Below are 15,059 nucleotides of genomic sequence, written 5' to 3'. Positions count from 1 at the left end.
CGGACCATTGGACGCCACCACGATCCCCCCGGCTCCGGTCACGACAACAATCACTGTCGAGATCGCCCACGATGCCACGCCCATCGTCCGACTGCTCGGCCGGACCCTGCGTGACGCCGTCCGCACCGGACACGCCCCCGACGTGCTCGGACACGGCGCCGGGACGGTAGCGGTCCGCTCCCACGACACCCCGCAGGCCGCGACCGTGACATTCTCCGACGGTGCCGTGACGGTGACCGGTGGCGTGTTCGCACCGACCGATGCCACGGTGGTCGTCGATCTCGACGCGCGCCTGGCGACCGTCAGCACCGAAGGCGACGCCGACCTGGCCGACGGGCTGTCGACCGCCCTGCGACCCCCGCTGCCGTCGTGGCAGGAGGCGGCCACCCGATTCTGGGACCTGACCCGCGGCATCCGCGGCATCCCGGACATCCTCGTGGCGGTGGCCGATGGCCCCGGCGGCCCGGAAGAGGCCCGGTTCGGCGCCGGCCCCACCTGCTACCGCATGGTCGCCACGCCCGACGTGCTGACCGGTGTGTTCACCGGCTCCGACTACCTCCTCTCCGCTCTGGACCGCGGCCTGCGGGTTCAGGGCACGCTCTCACAGCTCTCGGTCATGACGGCCGCCTCGTGGAAGGTTCGATTCGATGTCTGAGCTCACCCTGCCCAGAACGGCCACCAAGGCGATCCGGGTGGAGGCCACCAATCACGACGGCAGCTTCATGGGTAAGAACGTCACTGCTGCGAAGTTCGCGTCCGGCAAGGATTCGGGGTTCGCCTTCGCCGACATCCTCTTCGCGATCGACATGGGCACCGACTTCGTTTTCGGCGACGCCTTCCCCGACTGGCGCGGCAACCTCTACGACATCGCGCTGGTCCCGGACATGAGCACGCTCGTGGAGTGGAAGCCCGGGATGGACTCCGTGATCGGTGACTTCTGGATGAGGGACGGCCGGCCACTACCAATCTGTCCGCGCAACATGGTGCGCCGCCTCGCCGACCGGCTCAGCGCACTCGGCTACAGCGCCACCGTTGCGGTGGAAATCGAGACGACCCTGTTCGAGGAGTCCATCCAGGAAGCGCGGGCACGCGGCTACCGCGACCTCACCCCGCTCGGCGGGGACACCGGGTCCGCCTACAACCTCGCGCGGTCCAAGGACTGGATCGACTACATGGAGGCTGTCACCGACCGGCTCGACTCGCTCGGCATCACCTGGGAGGCGTGGACCGACGAGGCCGCTCCCGGTCAGACCGAGTTGAACATCGCACCCGCCGACCCGGTGGCGCTCGCCGACGCCTGGGTACGAACCAAGCAGGTCATGCGCGAGGTCGCGTACGAACAGGGCCGATCGGTCACCTTCATGGCGAAACCGACCGCCGGATTCGGGCAGGGCGCGCACGTCAACCTGTCGCTGCAGCGGGACGGCGTGAACCAGTTCTTCTGCCCCGACGGGCCGTCCGAGGTCATGCTGAAGGCCATCGGCGGGCTGATGGCCACCATGGCCGGCAACACGTTGCTGGCGATGCCGCAGATCACCTCGTACCGGCGCCTCGTCGACATCTCGGGGCCACCGACCACCATGAGCTGGGGCGTCAACAACAAGACCGCGGCGTTGCGGGCGATCGTCGGTCATCCCAAGTATTCGCGCCTGGAGTACCGGGTGCCGGGTTCGGATGTCAATCCGTACTACGCGCTGGCGGGTGTGCTGGCCGGGGTCGTCGCCGGCCTCGAACGCGGGATACCGGCCCCACTGCCATGCGATGACATGGCGTGGTCCCTGCCCGACGACACCGGGGTCGCGCGGATCCCCGACACGATGACGAAGGCCATCGCAGCTCTCGACGCCGACCCGCTGCTGCGCGAATACCTGGGTGACGAGTTCGTCGAATTCTGGGTGGCGTCGCGCCGGTGGGAGTGGATGCAGTTCCACACCAAGGGCGGCGACCCGTACACCGAACTCTCCGAGTGGGAGTCCCATCGCTACTTCGAGTTCACATGAGTCGCAAACCGCTGATCGGGATCACCGGCCGCCGATTCCAGCTGGGGCTGATCGCCGGGATGGACGAACGGTACGGAGGCGAGTCCATGGACTCCTTCATGTCCGCATTCGCAATCCGCATCGCCAACGCCGGCGGCGTGCCCGTGCACCTGCCCTACGACGCCGACCCGGCTGATGCCTGCCAGTGGCTGTCCGGGGTGGTGGTGACCGGCGGGCAGGACGTGCATCCGGCACGGTGGGGCGGCGACACCACCGTGGTGCGCGACGTCGACCCCCGGCTTAATCCGAACGCGCATGACACCGAACGCGATGAGTACGAATTCACCCTGACCCGCACCGCGATTGATCACGGTATCCCGTTGCTGAGCGTGTGCCGCGGCCTGCAGGTCCTCAACACCGCGCTCGGCGGGACCCTCGTCGCGGATCTGCCGCCCGGCCCGATACCGCACCTGTCGCTGCGGGCCGCGCCCACCGACGGGGACGCCGCCCATGTGGTGGTGTTCGAGCCTGGGTCGACGGCCGCGCGGATCTTCGGCGACAGCGCAGTCACCAACTCGTGGCACCACCAGGCCGTTGACCAGTGCGCCACGGGGCTCATCGTTACCGGCCGCACCTCTGACGGGGTGGTCGAGGCGGTAGAGGCTCCCGGTGCGCCGATCCTCGGGGTGCAGTGGCACCCCGAGTGGATGGAACGCGACGACCCGGCATTGGCCTGGCTCGTCGACGAATCGAGAAAACAGCTGGAGGCCGCCAAATGACCATCGACACCACACATAGAGCACCGGGGCGACCCGCCGTCGCCGCCGACGAGATCGGGGCCGTGCCGCGGGTGCGCACCGTCACCGGCCTGCTCGCCGAGGGTGCCGCCCGCACACCGGACGCCGAGCTGCTGCGTTTCGGCGAGCAGTCGTGGACTTATGCGCAGGCTGATGCGTCGTCGTCGCGACTCGCGCACCGACTGATCGCGACGGCGGGCGTGGCCCCGGGCGACCGGGTCGCGATCATGCTGCCCAACGTCGCGGGCTGGCCGCTGACATGGCTGGCGGTGCTCAAAGCGGGCGCCGTCGCGGTGCCCGTCAACTCGGCGTACCGCGCGGCCGATCTGCAGTTCGTGCTGCAGGATTCGGGCGCCCGTGTGATCGTCACCGACGCTGATCACAGCCCCCTGGTACGTGAGGTGATCGCCGCAGTTCCCGGCCTCGCCGACGTGACGATCATCGATATCGCCGACAGCGATGCAGGGTTCCCCGCGACCGCCCCCGAGGTCGTGATCGGTCCCGACACCCTCGCCAACCTGCAGTACACCTCGGGCACCACCGGGTTCCCGAAGGCGTGCATGCTGACCCACGATTACTGGACCAGAATCGCGTGGACCTGCGCCGCGGCCGCCGGACTCGGCCCCGACGACGTGCTGCTCACCGCCCAGCCCTTCTCCTACATGGACCCGCAGTGGAACACGGTGCTCGCCCTCACCACCGGTGCTGCACTGGTGGTGCTGCCGCGGTTCTCGGCATCGGGCTTCATGACAGACGTGCGCCGGCACGGTGTGACGTTCTGCTACGTGCTCGGGTCGATGCCGACGCTGCTGTTCAAGCAGCCGCCCGGCCCTGACGACCGGGACAACCGGCTGCGCGCCGTGTTCTGCTCGGCCATCCCGGTGGCGCTGCACGCGCGGCTCGAACAGCGCTGGGGCGCGCCCTGGCGTGAGGTCTTCGGGATGACCGAGAGCGGCATCGACATGATCAGCCCGCTCGCCGACACCGCGGCTGTGGGCAGCGGAACTCTCGGGCGTCCCATGCCCACCAAGCAAATCCGGATCGTGGACGCCGACGGCGCCGAGGTTCCCGCCGGCACGCCCGGCGAGCTCATCGTGTCCGGCGCACCGATGATGCTGGGCTACTGGAACCGGCCCGACGAGACAGCGCGGGCCATGCACGGCGGGTGGCTGCACACCGGCGACCTGGCCGTCGCCGACGACCGCGGCGACATCCGCCTGGTGGGCCGCATCAAGGACATGGTGCGCCGCGGCGGCGAGAACGTCGCCGCCGCGGAGGTGGAGGCCGCACTCGAACGCGACGACGCCGTGGTCGCGTCCGCAGTGGTGGCCGAACCCGACGAGATGCTCGGCGAGGAAGTCAAAGCATTCCTGCAACTCGCGGCCGGCCTGCCGGCCGACCGGGCGACGGCCGAGGCGATCGCCGAAAGGGTCTCGGGGCAGCTCGCGCGGTTCAAAGTGCCGCGGTACATCGAATTCGTCGCCGACTTCCCCCGCACACCGTCCGAGCGGGTGTCCAAGCCCGCGCTGAAGGCCCGGGCCGCCGAATCCCCCGGCACCGTCTTCGACCTGCGCGAACCGGTCCCGGCCCAGACAGCTGCGGCTGAGCACGTGGTCGTCGACATGGTCCACGACGTCGCCGTCATCACTCTGCGGCGCCCGGCGAAACTCAACGCGCTGACCATCGAGATGCGGCGGCGGTTGGCCGCGCTCATCCGCGAGTACGGCACCGGTGAGCGGGCCCGCGGCATCGTGCTCACGGGCACGGGGCGCGCGTTCAGCGCCGGCGAGGACCTCGCCGCACCGCCGACCACCTTCGACGAGATGCGCGACACCTTCGAGACCTTCCACGACATCACCCGAGCGATCCTGCAGACCCGGGTACCCGTGGTCGCGGCGATCAACGGCATCGCCGTCGGCGGCGCCTCGGAGATCACGATGTGCTGCGATGCCCGCCTCGGCACGCCGGCGACCACCTATTTCCAACCGGAGAATGGACGCGGCCTCACGATCTCCAACGCCTCGAGCGTGCTGCTCCCGCGGATCGTGCGCAATCACGCGATGCGGATGGTGCTGGGCTCCGAACGCATCGACGCCAACGAGGCGCTGCGCATCGGGCTGCTCGACGAGATCGTCGACCAATCCGATTTGCTGGACCGAGCCGTCAACACCGTCCTGGCCTGGACGCCGGAAGGCGTCAACAACACCGCTCTGCACCTGGCGCTGCTGCGTCCGCCGCTCAAGGAGATCGAACACGCCTTCGCGCTCGAGGACGCCGCCGCCGACGAATCGTGGAACAGCGGGGCGTTCAGCGCCGGCATCGCCGGGTTCTGGAGCTCCAAAACGTCTGGAGGACAACGATGATCACCACCCGCGCGGCCGTACTCACGACGGTGGGTGAGCCGCTGCACCTGACCGACATCGTCGTCGACGATCCCGAGCCGCACGAGGTCCGGATCGCCGTCACGCACGTCGGGCTGTGCCACAGCGACCTGCATTACATGACCGGTACCGTCGACACCGAGCTGCCGGTGGTGGTCGGGCACGAGGTGGCGGGCATCGTCGAATCCGTCGGCTCGGCCGTCACCGGCCTATGCCCCGGGGATCCGGTGACCGGGGTCCTCACCCCGTCATGCGGCCAGTGCGCCAACTGCAACGCCGGCCGCTCCACACAGTGCCAGCGCCAAGACGAGATCCGTCGTCGCACCCGCCCCGCGTACGCCCTGCCCGACGGCACCCCGCTGGCTCGCCTGGGCGATATCGGTGCGTTCTCCGAGCACATCCTGCTGCGTGCGAACGCCGCGGTGAAACTGCCCGACGACGTGCCCACCCGGGTGGGCTGCCTGCTGTCCTGCTGTGTCGTGACCGGTGTCGGCGCGGTGTTCCGCGGCGCACAGGTGCGGCCCGGGTCCACGGCGGCGGTAATCGGCTGCGGCGGTGTCGGCTCGGCGATCATCCAGGGCGCGCGGCTCGCCGGCGCATCGGCAATCGTCGCCATCGACCTCGACGAGGCCCGGCTGAAAGCCGCACGTCGCTACGGCGCCACCCACACGGTGAACGCCGCCGAGGACGTCCCCGCGACGGTACGCGAGCTGCTCGGCGACGGCGTCGACTATGCCTTCGAGGCCGTCGGCTCCGCCCGGACCGCTGCCACCGCACTTGCCGTCACGCGCCCGACCGGCACCGCCTGCCTCGTGGGCATCGCCCCCGACGGCACGCAACTCGCGCTGCCCGCGTCCGACTTCTTCTTCAGCGAGAAGCGCCTCATCGGCTCCTACATGGGTTCCGGACAGGCGCGGGAGGACATCACCCAATTCGCCCGGCTCTATCAACAAGGTCGACTGCTCCTCGACGAAATGGTCACCGAAGTCATCGACTTCGAGCAGATCAACGAAGGCTTCGAGGCGATGAAATCCGGTGACGTGACCCGCATCGTCGTCGCCATGCCCAACCGTTCCAAGACCGCGGAGATGACCCGATGACGACCACGACCACGGCACTCGCCCAGCCCCGCAGTTACATCGCCGGCGAATGGGTCGACTGCGACGCACTCGACGCGTGGAACATCGACCCGAACACGGGCGAGCCGGTGCACCGCATGGTGACCACCACGACCACCGACCTGGAGCGGGCACTCCAGCACGCTCAGCGTGCGTACGACGCCGCGGACTTCACCTCAGAAGAATTCCGGCTCGAACGCGCCGACGCACTCGAGCGCGCCGCGACCAAGGTCGAAGACCGGCTCGAGGAAATCGCCCGCACCGACGCGATCACCAGCGGCACCGCGATCACCTCAACCCGCAAGCTCGCCGCCTTCCTCCCGCCCCGGATCCGCGCCGCGGCGGCCGAGGCCCGCAGAATCCCCCGTGTCACCGCGCTGGCCGCCGGCGGCCGCGACGTGCGTTTGCACCGGGTGCCGTGGGGACCTGCCGCCATCCTCACCCCGTGGAACGGTCCCAGCTTCATCCCCGCGGCGAAGATCGCCAGCGCGATCGCCGCAGGCTGCCCGGTGCTGCTCAAGCCGTCCGAGCACGCGCCGGCCAGCGCCCAGGTGATCGCCGAATGCTTCGTCGACGCCGGCTTACCCGACGGTGCACTCCAACTCGTGCACGGCACCGGCGGCATCGGCGCTGCACTCACGGCCGACCGCCGGGTGCAGGTCGTCTCCTTCACCGGCGGACCGGGCGCGGGCCGGGCCATCGCCCGCGCGGCGGCTGAGGATTTCAAGGTTCTGCAGCTCGAGCTCGGGGGCAACAACCCCGTACTGGTGCTCGACGACGCCGATCTCGACGTCACTGCTGACGGCATCCTCGCCGGCATGACGACGCTGAACGGGCAGTGGTGTGAGGGCCCCGGAAAGGTCCTGGCACCTCACCGGCTGGTGCAGCCCCTGCGGCAAGCGCTGATCGAGCGCATCACGCGGTTGCGGATCGGGCATTCACTCGACGAGGGCACCGACATCGGACCGATCTCGAACGAGCCGCATTATCGGACCCTGCTCCAGCGGATCGACGACCTGCGCGGGCTCGGCGCCGAGATCGACCAGCCGGGCGAGCTCCCCGGCCTCGCGGGCTACTTTCTGTCGCCGACCATCGCCACCGGCTCCGACCCCGACCGCACGACCGCCGAGCTGTTCGGCCCGGTTATCTCACTGCACGGCGTCGGTTCGGACGAGGAGGCCCTGCACGCCGCCAACGCGCACCCGTCGGGACTGGACGCCTACGTCTTCGGAACCGACACCGACCGCGCCATCGCCGTCGGGGCCCGGATCAAGTCCGGTGAAGTGCGGGTCAACGGCGCCAAACTCGCCGACCTCGGCGACGGTTCCGCCCAAAGCTTCTGGGGCCGGTCCGGCATCGGCGGGCACGGGCCCGCGGAATCGGTGCGGGTGTTCTGCGGCGAGCGCGTCGTCGGGGTCGACTCACCCGACCTGCCGCTGTAACGCACACCAACCAACACCGGAGAAAGCCATGGACAAGACCACCTCACACGACGTCGCAGTGCTGGGCTGCGGCTTGATGGGATCAGCACTCGCGCAGGCGCTCGCCCGCGGCGGCAAAACCGTCGCCGTCTGGAACCGCACGCACCAGAAGGCAGAAGCCTTGGCAGACAACGCGATAACGCCCATTCAGGAAATCGGTGAGGCCGTCCGCTCCGCGCCGCTCGTCGTCGTCTGCCTGGCCACATACGACGACGCGCTCGCCGCCCTCGGGCCGGCGTCCGACCTGACGGGCACGACCCTCGTCAACGTGGGCAGCGCCGCCCCCGCAGACGTCGAAGCCTTCAGGGCCTGGGCCGGCGAGCGCGGCGCCAGATATCTGGACGGGTCCATTCTCGGGTACCCCGAACAGATCCCCGGGTGTTCTTCGCCGCCATCGAGAATCTGAACGCCGCGGTCGACGCCGGACTGGGCGACCTCGGCTTCGCCGCACAGACGAAGATCATCGCCACCTTGTGAGCAAGCCTGCGCAGATACCTCGCCGCGAACACTGGCTGCGACTGAGGTCCGGCGGCATCGCCAGACCTCAGTCGCGCAGCTGCACAAGCATCAACGCCGCCACCACACTCGCAGCGTTCTCGGCGAGCGGCACCGGAAGGAGCTGATCGGCCCGAGCCAGCCGCCGCTCGACGGTGTTGCGGTGCGTGAACAGCCGCTCCGCTGCGGCGGAGCCATTGAACCGCTCACGCACGTAAGTCAGGACCGTCTCCCGCAATACGGGGTCAGCAGTAGCAAGATCGCCGAGTGTGTCGTTCACGAACTGATCGGCCTGCGCCATGTCAGCGGTGAGCACTGACACCAGAGCGACGTCCTCATACCGCACGACGGGCCGCGCCGATCCCAGCCGGGCGAGCATCCGCTGCGCGGCCGCGGCATCCAGATGACTGCGGCGAAATCCATCGAGATCGCGCCCGATTCGCCCGAGGGCCACGCGGATCCCTGGGCAGACAGATAGGGCAGCCTCAACCGCCTCGACCGACGGGACACCATCCGCCGGGAACCACACCCACAGCGCGGTGGCACTCGCATTCAGGGTGAGCCGGCGCTGCACTCCGCACACCCGCATCACCGTTTCTGCGGCGGAGTCCAGTCCCTCGGCCGCGTCGGCGGAGTCGCTCCAGATGATCATGCTGAGGTGGCTGCCCGTCAGCGCGTACCCGAGGCGGGATTCTGCCCGCGCGCGAGCGATCGGCGCCCCCTCGAGCAGCAGTTGGACGGTGGCATGCCGCTCCGCGCTGGCGCCCCGGGCGAGGTCCGCACGCTCCTGCTCAACGTACTCATCCAGTGCCTTCATCGAATCGTCGATGAACGTCGCCATCGACCGCTCGGACACCTTCATGAGATCCCGGAGCTCCTCGACATCTGTCGTCGCCGCGAAGCACGCATCCACCCACAGGTCCCACGCGCCGTGCTGAGCGCCCCGCCACGAACCGAGATCGTGCATGTCCATTCCCCGGCGCACCAGGTCACGCGCAAACTGCAGGACCTCGGGTTCGACACAGGGCGCGACCGCTGCCCCCGGGTCCTGCAAATTGGCCGACAGCCAATGCAACAGGTACGCCTTGCTCATGTGACGGTCAGCCGCCGCAAGCTGAGGATCCTCGAGCAACGCACGATAGGCGGCACCCTGGTGGGCGGCGGCGATCACGGAATTGACCGCTTCATTCGTCGACGCCAGCAGACGTGCAGCGACGTCCCTGATCAGCGCCGCGGTTCGCTGATCAGGTCGCGGCCATCGTGCATCCACGCTCGCACTGTAGCGCCGCACGGACACAGTCGCCCCAAGCCCCGACGGTCGACATGAATCGCGCCGGACGTCAGCGTTATTGACTTTCGCACGTAACCAGTTCGGTGCACCCCCGCCCGGCGCGGACCGCAGCAACCGATGCTCAGTGGCCGCCGATCGGCTTGCCCAGCTGCGCCCACGCCTGACGGGTGAAGTCATCGGCAAGGACCTCGTCGGCTCCGGATTCGATACCGTCGAGCACCTGACGCACCACGTCCTGTGGTGTGGATTTGGGGGCATCGGCGAAGGACGCCATATCGGTGTCGACCAGGCCGACGTAGACGCCCATGACCTGCACTCCGCGTGGTCCGAGTTCTAGGCGCATGGAGTTGGTGGCACTCCACATGGCGGCTTTCGTTACCCCGTAGCTGGCGCCGATAGGCAGCCAGGCGAGAACCGAGGCGACGTTGACGATCGCTCCGCAGCGCTCGGCAATCCGGTCGGCGAATGCTGATGCCATGGCCAGGGGGCCGAACAGGTTCGTTTCCAGCTCCGCGCGTAAGCCGGTGGTGTCGGGTGCTAAAACCGAGGCACCGCGCAAGATACCGGCGTTGTTGATGAGCACGCTGACGTCGCTGGCTGTTTCGGCCGCGGCGGCCACCGACGCGGCATCGGTGACGTCGAGTTGTAGCGCAATGAGCCTCGGATCGACAAGGTCGATCGCGGCGGTATCACGTGCTGCGGCATAGACTTTGGCGGCTCCGCGGTCTAACAGCTGGACGACGTATTCGCGTCCCATGCCGCGGTTGGCTCCGGTGACGAGGACCGTTTGCCCAGTGAGAACGGTCATGCTATTCCTGTTCCGTTGTTCGTGATTTCATTTCGTTGTTGGTGTTCACGTCTGACTCGGTGGGTGCGGGAATCTGCGCCATGGCGTATTCGGCGAGTGCGGTGATGGTCAGGGCCGGGTTGACGCCGGGGTTGGCCGGCATCGCGGAGCCGTCGCAGACGAGCATGTTGTGATAGCCGTGAACGCTTAGGTTCGCATCGATGACTCCCTCGGCGCGGGTGGCGCCGATGACGGCGCCACCAAGCAGGTGCGCGGTGGAGGGGATGTTGCCGAGCGCCTCCAGCACGTTGCTCTGGGCGATGCCCCCGGTGCGCTCGGCCAACCAGCGTGCGGCTTGGTTACCTTTGTCGATGTAGGTCGGGGCAGGGTTGTCGGCGTTCGCGGCGGTGGACAGCCGATAGCCGCTCCCCCACCGGCGTTTTCGAGCGCGAAACGCGATTGCGTTGTCGCGTGACTGCATCACCAACAGCATCACCATCCGCCGACTCCAGCCGACCGGCCACAGCGTTGCCAGCCAGCGTCGCGGATGCCGCACGATGGCGGCAATCCATTTCAGGGGCCGGGTCACCCGGGTGCCGTCACCGACCAGCACGGTGTAGAGCAGGCTGAGCATGTCGGCGTTCGGCCCATAGGTGAGTAGTTCGATGTGGGTGTCGGCGTCGACGTGGACGCTGCTGCTGGCGGTGACATCACGCCAGCTGCCCTGATCATCGGGCAACAACACGGCCAGCACGGATTCGCTGTTGGTGCGCACCAATTCGCCGAGCCGGTCGCTCAGGTGGGGCAGCGAGCCACCATGTTTGCAGTTGGCGAGCAGTTCGTTGGTGCCCAAGGCCCCGCCGGCGAACACCACACCGCGGGCTGTGTAGGTCTGTCGCTGGCCGCCGGTGGGATGGACAGTGGTGACGTGGTAGCCGTCGCTGCCGTCGGCGCGTCCCATCGGGGTGACGTCGATGGCCTGGTGCTCGGGCAGGATGTGCACGCCATTGCGTTCAGCGAACCACAGGTAGTTCTGGGTCAGCGAGTTCACTGCCCCGACACGGCAGCCGACCATGCAGGCACCGCAGCGGGTACAGCCGGTACGGTCCGGGCCGGCGCCGCCGAAGTAGGGGTCGGGCACTGTTCTTCCCGGTTCGCCGAAGAACACCCCCGTGGGTGCGCGGCTGACGGTGTCTTCGGTGCCGAAGTGTCGGCCCATTTCCCGAATCCATTGTTGGTGTGGCGAATCGAATGGGACCGGCGCTGCGCCGAGCATTCGTTCTGCGGTGTCGTAGTGCGGCTTGAGGCGCTGTTCCCAGTCGCCGAGGTCGCGCCATTGGGCGTCACCGAAGAACTCTTTCTTGGCGCGATAGAGGACGCCACCGTAGACCAGACTGCCGCCGCCGACACCGCTTTGGGAGGGGAAGAAGATGTGGCGGAATATCGAGGTGCGCATGATGCCCAGCTTGCCCAGCCTCGGCGCCCAGGTGTACTTGTCGAATTGCCACGCCGACCTGGGCAGGTCCTGTGGAGCGTAGCGGCGGCCGCGTTCGAGCACTCCGACGCGAAATCCTTTCTCCGACAGACGTAATGCTGAAACACTGCCACCGAAGCCCGATCCGATCACGAGCCAGTCGTAGTCAAAGAACCCATCACGGGTGGTCATTGTCGCCTCGGACGGTGACGACGACTTTGCCTGTGGCGCGGCCGTTTTCGACGTAGGCCAAGGCGTCTAGCGTGGCGTCGAACGGGAACACCCGGTCGATGACCGGACGGATGGCACCGCCGTCGACCAGGGCGCCAAGCTCACGGAGCTGGTCCCCGTTCGCGGTCATGAACAGGAACGAGTAGTGCACCGAGCGTCGTTTGGCCTTACGCCGTACCGAGAAGCTCAGGGCGCGCATCGCTTGGACCAGCAGCCAGTTGGCCCCGAATTCGCGGGCGAAGGCGGGCTCGGGCGGTCCGGCGACCGAGATGACCGTGCCGCCGGGTTTGACGACCTGAAACGATCTGTCGAGCGTCTGGCCGCCCTGGGTGTCCAGGACGACGTCGTAGTCGCGTAGTGCGGCGGCGAAATCCTGTGTCTTGTAGTCGATCGCGATATCGGCGCCGAGCGCCTTGACCCACGTTACGTTCTTGGTACTGGTCGTGGTCGCGACGGTGGCGCCCAAGTGTTTGGCCAGTTGGATGGCGATGGTGCCGAGGCCGCCGGAGCCGGCGTGGATGAGCACTTTCTGTCCCGGCCGCAACTGCGCCTTGTCGACCAGCGCTTGCCAGGCGGTGAGGCTGACCAGTGGCAGCGCCGCGGCTTCGTTCATGGTGACGGTCTTGGGTATGCGGGCGACGTCGTTCTCGTTGACGGCGAGGTATTCGGCGAAGGTGCCGATCCGGTCCTGGTTGGGTTTGGCGTATACCGCATCGCCAGGGGCAAACCGGCGCACCCGTGGGCCGGTCTTGACCACGATGCCGGCCAGGTCGTTGCCGAGGACGAGTGGAAGTTTGTACGGCAGAAGCGGTTTGAGTTCGCCGTTACGGATCTTGAGGTCCAGTGGATTGATGCTGGTGGCGTGGATCTGCACGAGGACGTCGTCGTCGCGGAGGTCGGGGACGGGACGTTCAACCGGTTTGACCGTGTTTTTCTTGCCGTAGCGGGTGAGGGCGAACGCTTTCATGGTGTGGCCTTCTCGGTGCGTTGGTTGGTCGGTGCGGTGTGCGCGGCGCGCAAGGGGGCCTTGTCGGTTTTGCCGACAGGGTTTTTGGGGATGGTGTCCAGAATGCGGATTTCGGTGGGGCGTTTGTAACCCGCGAGACTCAGTGCACAGAGAGCCTGCAGTGCGTTGAGGTCGACGGTGGCGCCCGGACGTGGTGCGACGTAGGCCACGACTATTTCGCCCCATTTCTCATCGGGTGCCCCGATGACCGCCGCTTCGAGCACATTGGGGTCGCTGGACAAGACGTCTTCGATCTCGCGGGGATAGATGTTCTCGCCGCCCCGGATGATCATGTCTTTGGAACGGCCGGCCAGGGTCAGGTAGCCGTCGGTGTCGAGGTGACCGATATCGCCGGTGTGCAGCCAACCGTCGATGACCGTGGTGGCGGTGGCCTCGGGGCGGCCGAGGTAGCCGCGCATGACGTTCGGCCCGGCGATGATGACCTCACCGTCGGTGCCGGTAGGAACGTCGTCGCCGTTGGCGTCGACGATCCGAATCCGCTGACCCGGGAATGGTTTTCCGACTGTGCCGGCGCGGGGAGCATCGGGTGGGTTGATCGTGGAGGCGCAGGTGCCCTCCGAAAGCCCGTAGCCCTCAATGAGGGGGAATCCGTAGCGAGTTGCGAAGCGGTTCAACAACTCCGGCGAAGCCGGTGCGGCGCCGCAGATCGCGAAACGCACCGACGACGTGTCGGGGGTGATGTCGTCCGGCAGGGCCGCCAGCATGGTGTAGATGGTGGGCACCGCACTGAAAAAGGTGGGCCGCTCGCGTTCGATGAGCTCGAAGAAGGTCTGGGGCGCGAAACGGTCGGCGATGACGACGCTGGCCCCGGCCAACAGCGGCGTGATCACGCTGACGACAATCCCGTTGACGTGAAACAGCGGCAGGATCAGCAGGCATCGGTCGGTCGGCCCGATCTGCAGGGCCTGGCGGCCCATCTGGGCCATCGCATCGAGATTGCCGTGGTCGAGCATCACGCCCTTGGGAGTGCCCGTGGTGCCGCTGGTGTAGATCAGCAGCGCCAGCGCCGCAGGATCGTCGTGCGGTGTCGGATCGGCCCCGACAGGTGTGGTGGCCAACCGGGCGACGCTCAGAGTAGGTACCCCGGTGACGGGGATGCCATCGTCATCGATCACCAGCAGTCGCGCCCCAGAGTCGGCGAGCTGGCGATGGACCTCATCGTCGGTGAGGCTCGGATTGACCGGCGTGACCGCGGCGCCCAGCCGCCAAGCCGCGAACAGCAGCACCACGAACTCGACACGGTTGCGCAGCTGGGCGGCCACCACGTCCCCGACACCGATTCCCACGTCGCACAGGTGCTGCGCGGTGGCCAAAACACGGTCGTGCAGTTGTGCGTTGGTCAGTGTGTGGCGGGCGTCGGACACGGCTGGTCCCTGCGGGTCGTACTCAGCACGGCGGTCGGTGAGCGTGGATAGCTTCATGGTTGTCCTGCTTGTTCGGGGGCGGGAATGGCGAACATGGTCAGCGTCGCGCAGACGGTGTGGTAGATGCCGACGAGGAAGGCAATGTCGATCAATCCGTCTGCACCGAACGTACTTTCAGCCTCGCGGTAAAGCGCGTCGTCGACGCGGTGAGTGGCCGATAGTTGCCGTGTCAGGCGCTGCGCGAGCGCTTCGGGTGCACTGAGTTCAGCGGGGGCCTCACCATTGGCGATCATCCGGGCAGCGTCCTCGGACAGTCCCGCGTGTTGGGCCAGCGCAATGTGTGCGTACAGCTCGTAGTCGGCCTGCCAGACCGCGCCGACGGCGAGGATGACCACTTCCCGGACCCGATCGGTCAACGAGGTATTGGCGTGTTCAGCGACCGATAGGTCCAGCAGGGACGATGTGACGGCGGGATTGCGCAGTGCGGGGTTGAACGGGCCGATGAGCCGGCCGTCGCCGGCCATCGTCCGGAAACCCGCGGCGTCGGCCCACGGCACGATGCGCGCGATCATCCGATCAAACACAGCGCGTTGCGCCGGGGTCAGCGTCATGGGGTCGGCCAGCGGTAGTCGGC

Annotated in this window: 13 protein-coding genes; 7 read left to right on the top strand and 6 right to left on the bottom strand. The window is 67.7% G+C overall.

The window, feature by feature from the left end; genetic code table 11:
* Positions 1 to 7: 7 nt before the first annotated feature.
* From BR47_RS0115910 to BR47_RS30660, 7 genes are read left to right on the top strand one after another with little or no spacing between them, the layout of a single operon-like run.
* Positions 8 to 655: a hypothetical protein gene (locus BR47_RS0115910; protein WP_051634826.1), complete on the top strand. Its 648-nt coding sequence runs from the start codon at positions 8 to 10 to the stop codon at positions 653 to 655.
* Entirely contained in the window at positions 648 to 2,000 is a 1,353-nt protein-coding gene (locus tag BR47_RS0115905; RefSeq protein WP_029120119.1) for a glutamine synthetase family protein, read from the top strand. The genes BR47_RS0115910 and BR47_RS0115905 overlap by 8 nt, the downstream gene beginning before the upstream one ends.
* Positions 1,997 to 2,758: a gamma-glutamyl-gamma-aminobutyrate hydrolase family protein gene (locus BR47_RS0115900; RefSeq protein ID WP_029120118.1), complete on the top strand. Its 762-nt coding sequence runs from the start codon at positions 1,997 to 1,999 to the stop codon at positions 2,756 to 2,758. Before BR47_RS0115905 ends, BR47_RS0115900 begins: the two co-directional genes overlap by 4 nt.
* A complete protein-coding gene (locus BR47_RS0115895) occupies positions 2,755 to 5,139 on the top strand; it encodes an AMP-binding protein (protein ID WP_029120117.1) in 2,385 nt (794 codons plus the stop codon). Before BR47_RS0115900 ends, BR47_RS0115895 begins: the two co-directional genes overlap by 4 nt.
* Positions 5,136 to 6,257 (top strand): Zn-dependent alcohol dehydrogenase, encoded by a 1,122-nt coding sequence (locus BR47_RS0115890; protein WP_029120116.1) that lies wholly within the window; start codon positions 5,136 to 5,138, stop codon positions 6,255 to 6,257. The genes BR47_RS0115895 and BR47_RS0115890 overlap by 4 nt, the downstream gene beginning before the upstream one ends.
* Complete coding sequence (locus tag BR47_RS0115885; protein WP_029120115.1) at positions 6,254 to 7,717, top strand: aldehyde dehydrogenase family protein; 1,464 nt, start codon at positions 6,254 to 6,256, stop codon at positions 7,715 to 7,717. The genes BR47_RS0115890 and BR47_RS0115885 overlap by 4 nt, the downstream gene beginning before the upstream one ends.
* 28 nt (positions 7,718 to 7,745) lie before the next feature.
* Positions 7,746 to 8,162, top strand: coding sequence for an NAD(P)-binding domain-containing protein (locus BR47_RS30660; protein ID WP_051634825.1), 417 nt, complete (start codon positions 7,746 to 7,748; stop codon positions 8,160 to 8,162).
* 138 nt (positions 8,163 to 8,300) lie between these two features.
* Here BR47_RS30660 and BR47_RS0115870 read toward each other — a convergent pair whose 3' ends face one another.
* From BR47_RS0115870 to BR47_RS0115845, 6 genes are all read right to left on the bottom strand, one after another.
* Positions 8,301 to 9,542, bottom strand: coding sequence for a PucR family transcriptional regulator (locus BR47_RS0115870; RefSeq protein ID WP_231506716.1), 1,242 nt, complete (start codon positions 9,540 to 9,542; stop codon positions 8,301 to 8,303).
* A 121-nt stretch (positions 9,543 to 9,663) separates the two neighbouring features.
* The gene (locus BR47_RS0115865; protein ID WP_029120113.1) at positions 9,664 to 10,350 is read right to left on the bottom strand and encodes an SDR family oxidoreductase; all 687 of its coding nucleotides are present in this window, start codon (positions 10,348 to 10,350) and stop codon (positions 9,664 to 9,666) included.
* 1 nt (position 10,351) lies between these two features.
* Positions 10,352 to 11,995 carry a GMC oxidoreductase gene (locus tag BR47_RS30655; RefSeq protein WP_036427413.1) on the bottom strand — a complete coding sequence of 548 codons (1,644 nt, stop codon included), beginning with the start codon at positions 11,993 to 11,995 and terminating at the stop codon, positions 10,352 to 10,354.
* Entirely contained in the window at positions 11,982 to 13,001 is a 1,020-nt protein-coding gene (locus BR47_RS0115855) for an NADP-dependent oxidoreductase (RefSeq protein ID WP_029120112.1), read from the bottom strand. The genes BR47_RS30655 and BR47_RS0115855 overlap by 14 nt, the downstream gene beginning before the upstream one ends.
* Positions 12,998 to 14,482 (bottom strand): class I adenylate-forming enzyme family protein, encoded by a 1,485-nt coding sequence (locus tag BR47_RS0115850; RefSeq protein WP_029120111.1) that lies wholly within the window; start codon positions 14,480 to 14,482, stop codon positions 12,998 to 13,000. The genes BR47_RS0115855 and BR47_RS0115850 overlap by 4 nt, the downstream gene beginning before the upstream one ends.
* A complete protein-coding gene (locus BR47_RS0115845) occupies positions 14,479 to 15,036 on the bottom strand; it encodes a carboxymuconolactone decarboxylase family protein (protein ID WP_231506715.1) in 558 nt (185 codons plus the stop codon). The genes BR47_RS0115850 and BR47_RS0115845 overlap by 4 nt, the downstream gene beginning before the upstream one ends.
* Between the last annotated feature and the right edge of the window lie 23 nt (positions 15,037 to 15,059).

Origin of the sequence: Mycobacterium sp. UNC410CL29Cvi84, assembly GCF_000686745.1 — a bacterium.
GTDB classification, from domain to species: domain Bacteria; phylum Actinomycetota; class Actinomycetes; order Mycobacteriales; family Mycobacteriaceae; genus Mycobacterium; species Mycobacterium mucogenicum_B.
The sequence above is the reverse complement of the archived record's forward strand: the minus strand, read 5'-3'. Positions and strand labels throughout refer to the sequence as shown.

Excerpts from the sequence above, each read along its gene's own strand:
- BR47_RS0115905 (WP_029120119.1), top strand. The coding sequence starts at position 648 with ATGTCTGAGCTCACCCTGCCCAGAACGGCCACCAAGGCGATCCGGGTG.
- BR47_RS0115900 (WP_029120118.1), top strand. The coding sequence starts at position 1,997 with ATGAGTCGCAAACCGCTGATCGGGATCACCGGCCGCCGATTCCAGCTG.
- BR47_RS0115895 (WP_029120117.1), top strand. The coding sequence starts at position 2,755 with ATGACCATCGACACCACACATAGAGCACCGGGGCGACCCGCCGTCGCC.
- BR47_RS0115890 (WP_029120116.1), top strand. The coding sequence starts at position 5,136 with ATGATCACCACCCGCGCGGCCGTACTCACGACGGTGGGTGAGCCGCTG.
- BR47_RS0115885 (WP_029120115.1), top strand. The coding sequence starts at position 6,254 with ATGACGACCACGACCACGGCACTCGCCCAGCCCCGCAGTTACATCGCC.
- BR47_RS30660 (WP_051634825.1), top strand. The coding sequence starts at position 7,746 with ATGGACAAGACCACCTCACACGACGTCGCAGTGCTGGGCTGCGGCTTG.
- BR47_RS0115865 (WP_029120113.1), bottom strand. The coding sequence starts at position 10,350 with ATGACCGTTCTCACTGGGCAAACGGTCCTCGTCACCGGAGCCAACCGC.
- BR47_RS30655 (WP_036427413.1), bottom strand. The coding sequence starts at position 11,995 with ATGACCACCCGTGATGGGTTCTTTGACTACGACTGGCTCGTGATCGGA.
- BR47_RS0115855 (WP_029120112.1), bottom strand. The coding sequence starts at position 13,001 with ATGAAAGCGTTCGCCCTCACCCGCTACGGCAAGAAAAACACGGTCAAA.
- BR47_RS0115850 (WP_029120111.1), bottom strand. The coding sequence starts at position 14,482 with ATGAAGCTATCCACGCTCACCGACCGCCGTGCTGAGTACGACCCGCAG.
- BR47_RS0115845 (WP_231506715.1), bottom strand. The coding sequence starts at position 15,036 with ATGACGCTGACCCCGGCGCAACGCGCTGTGTTTGATCGGATGATCGCG.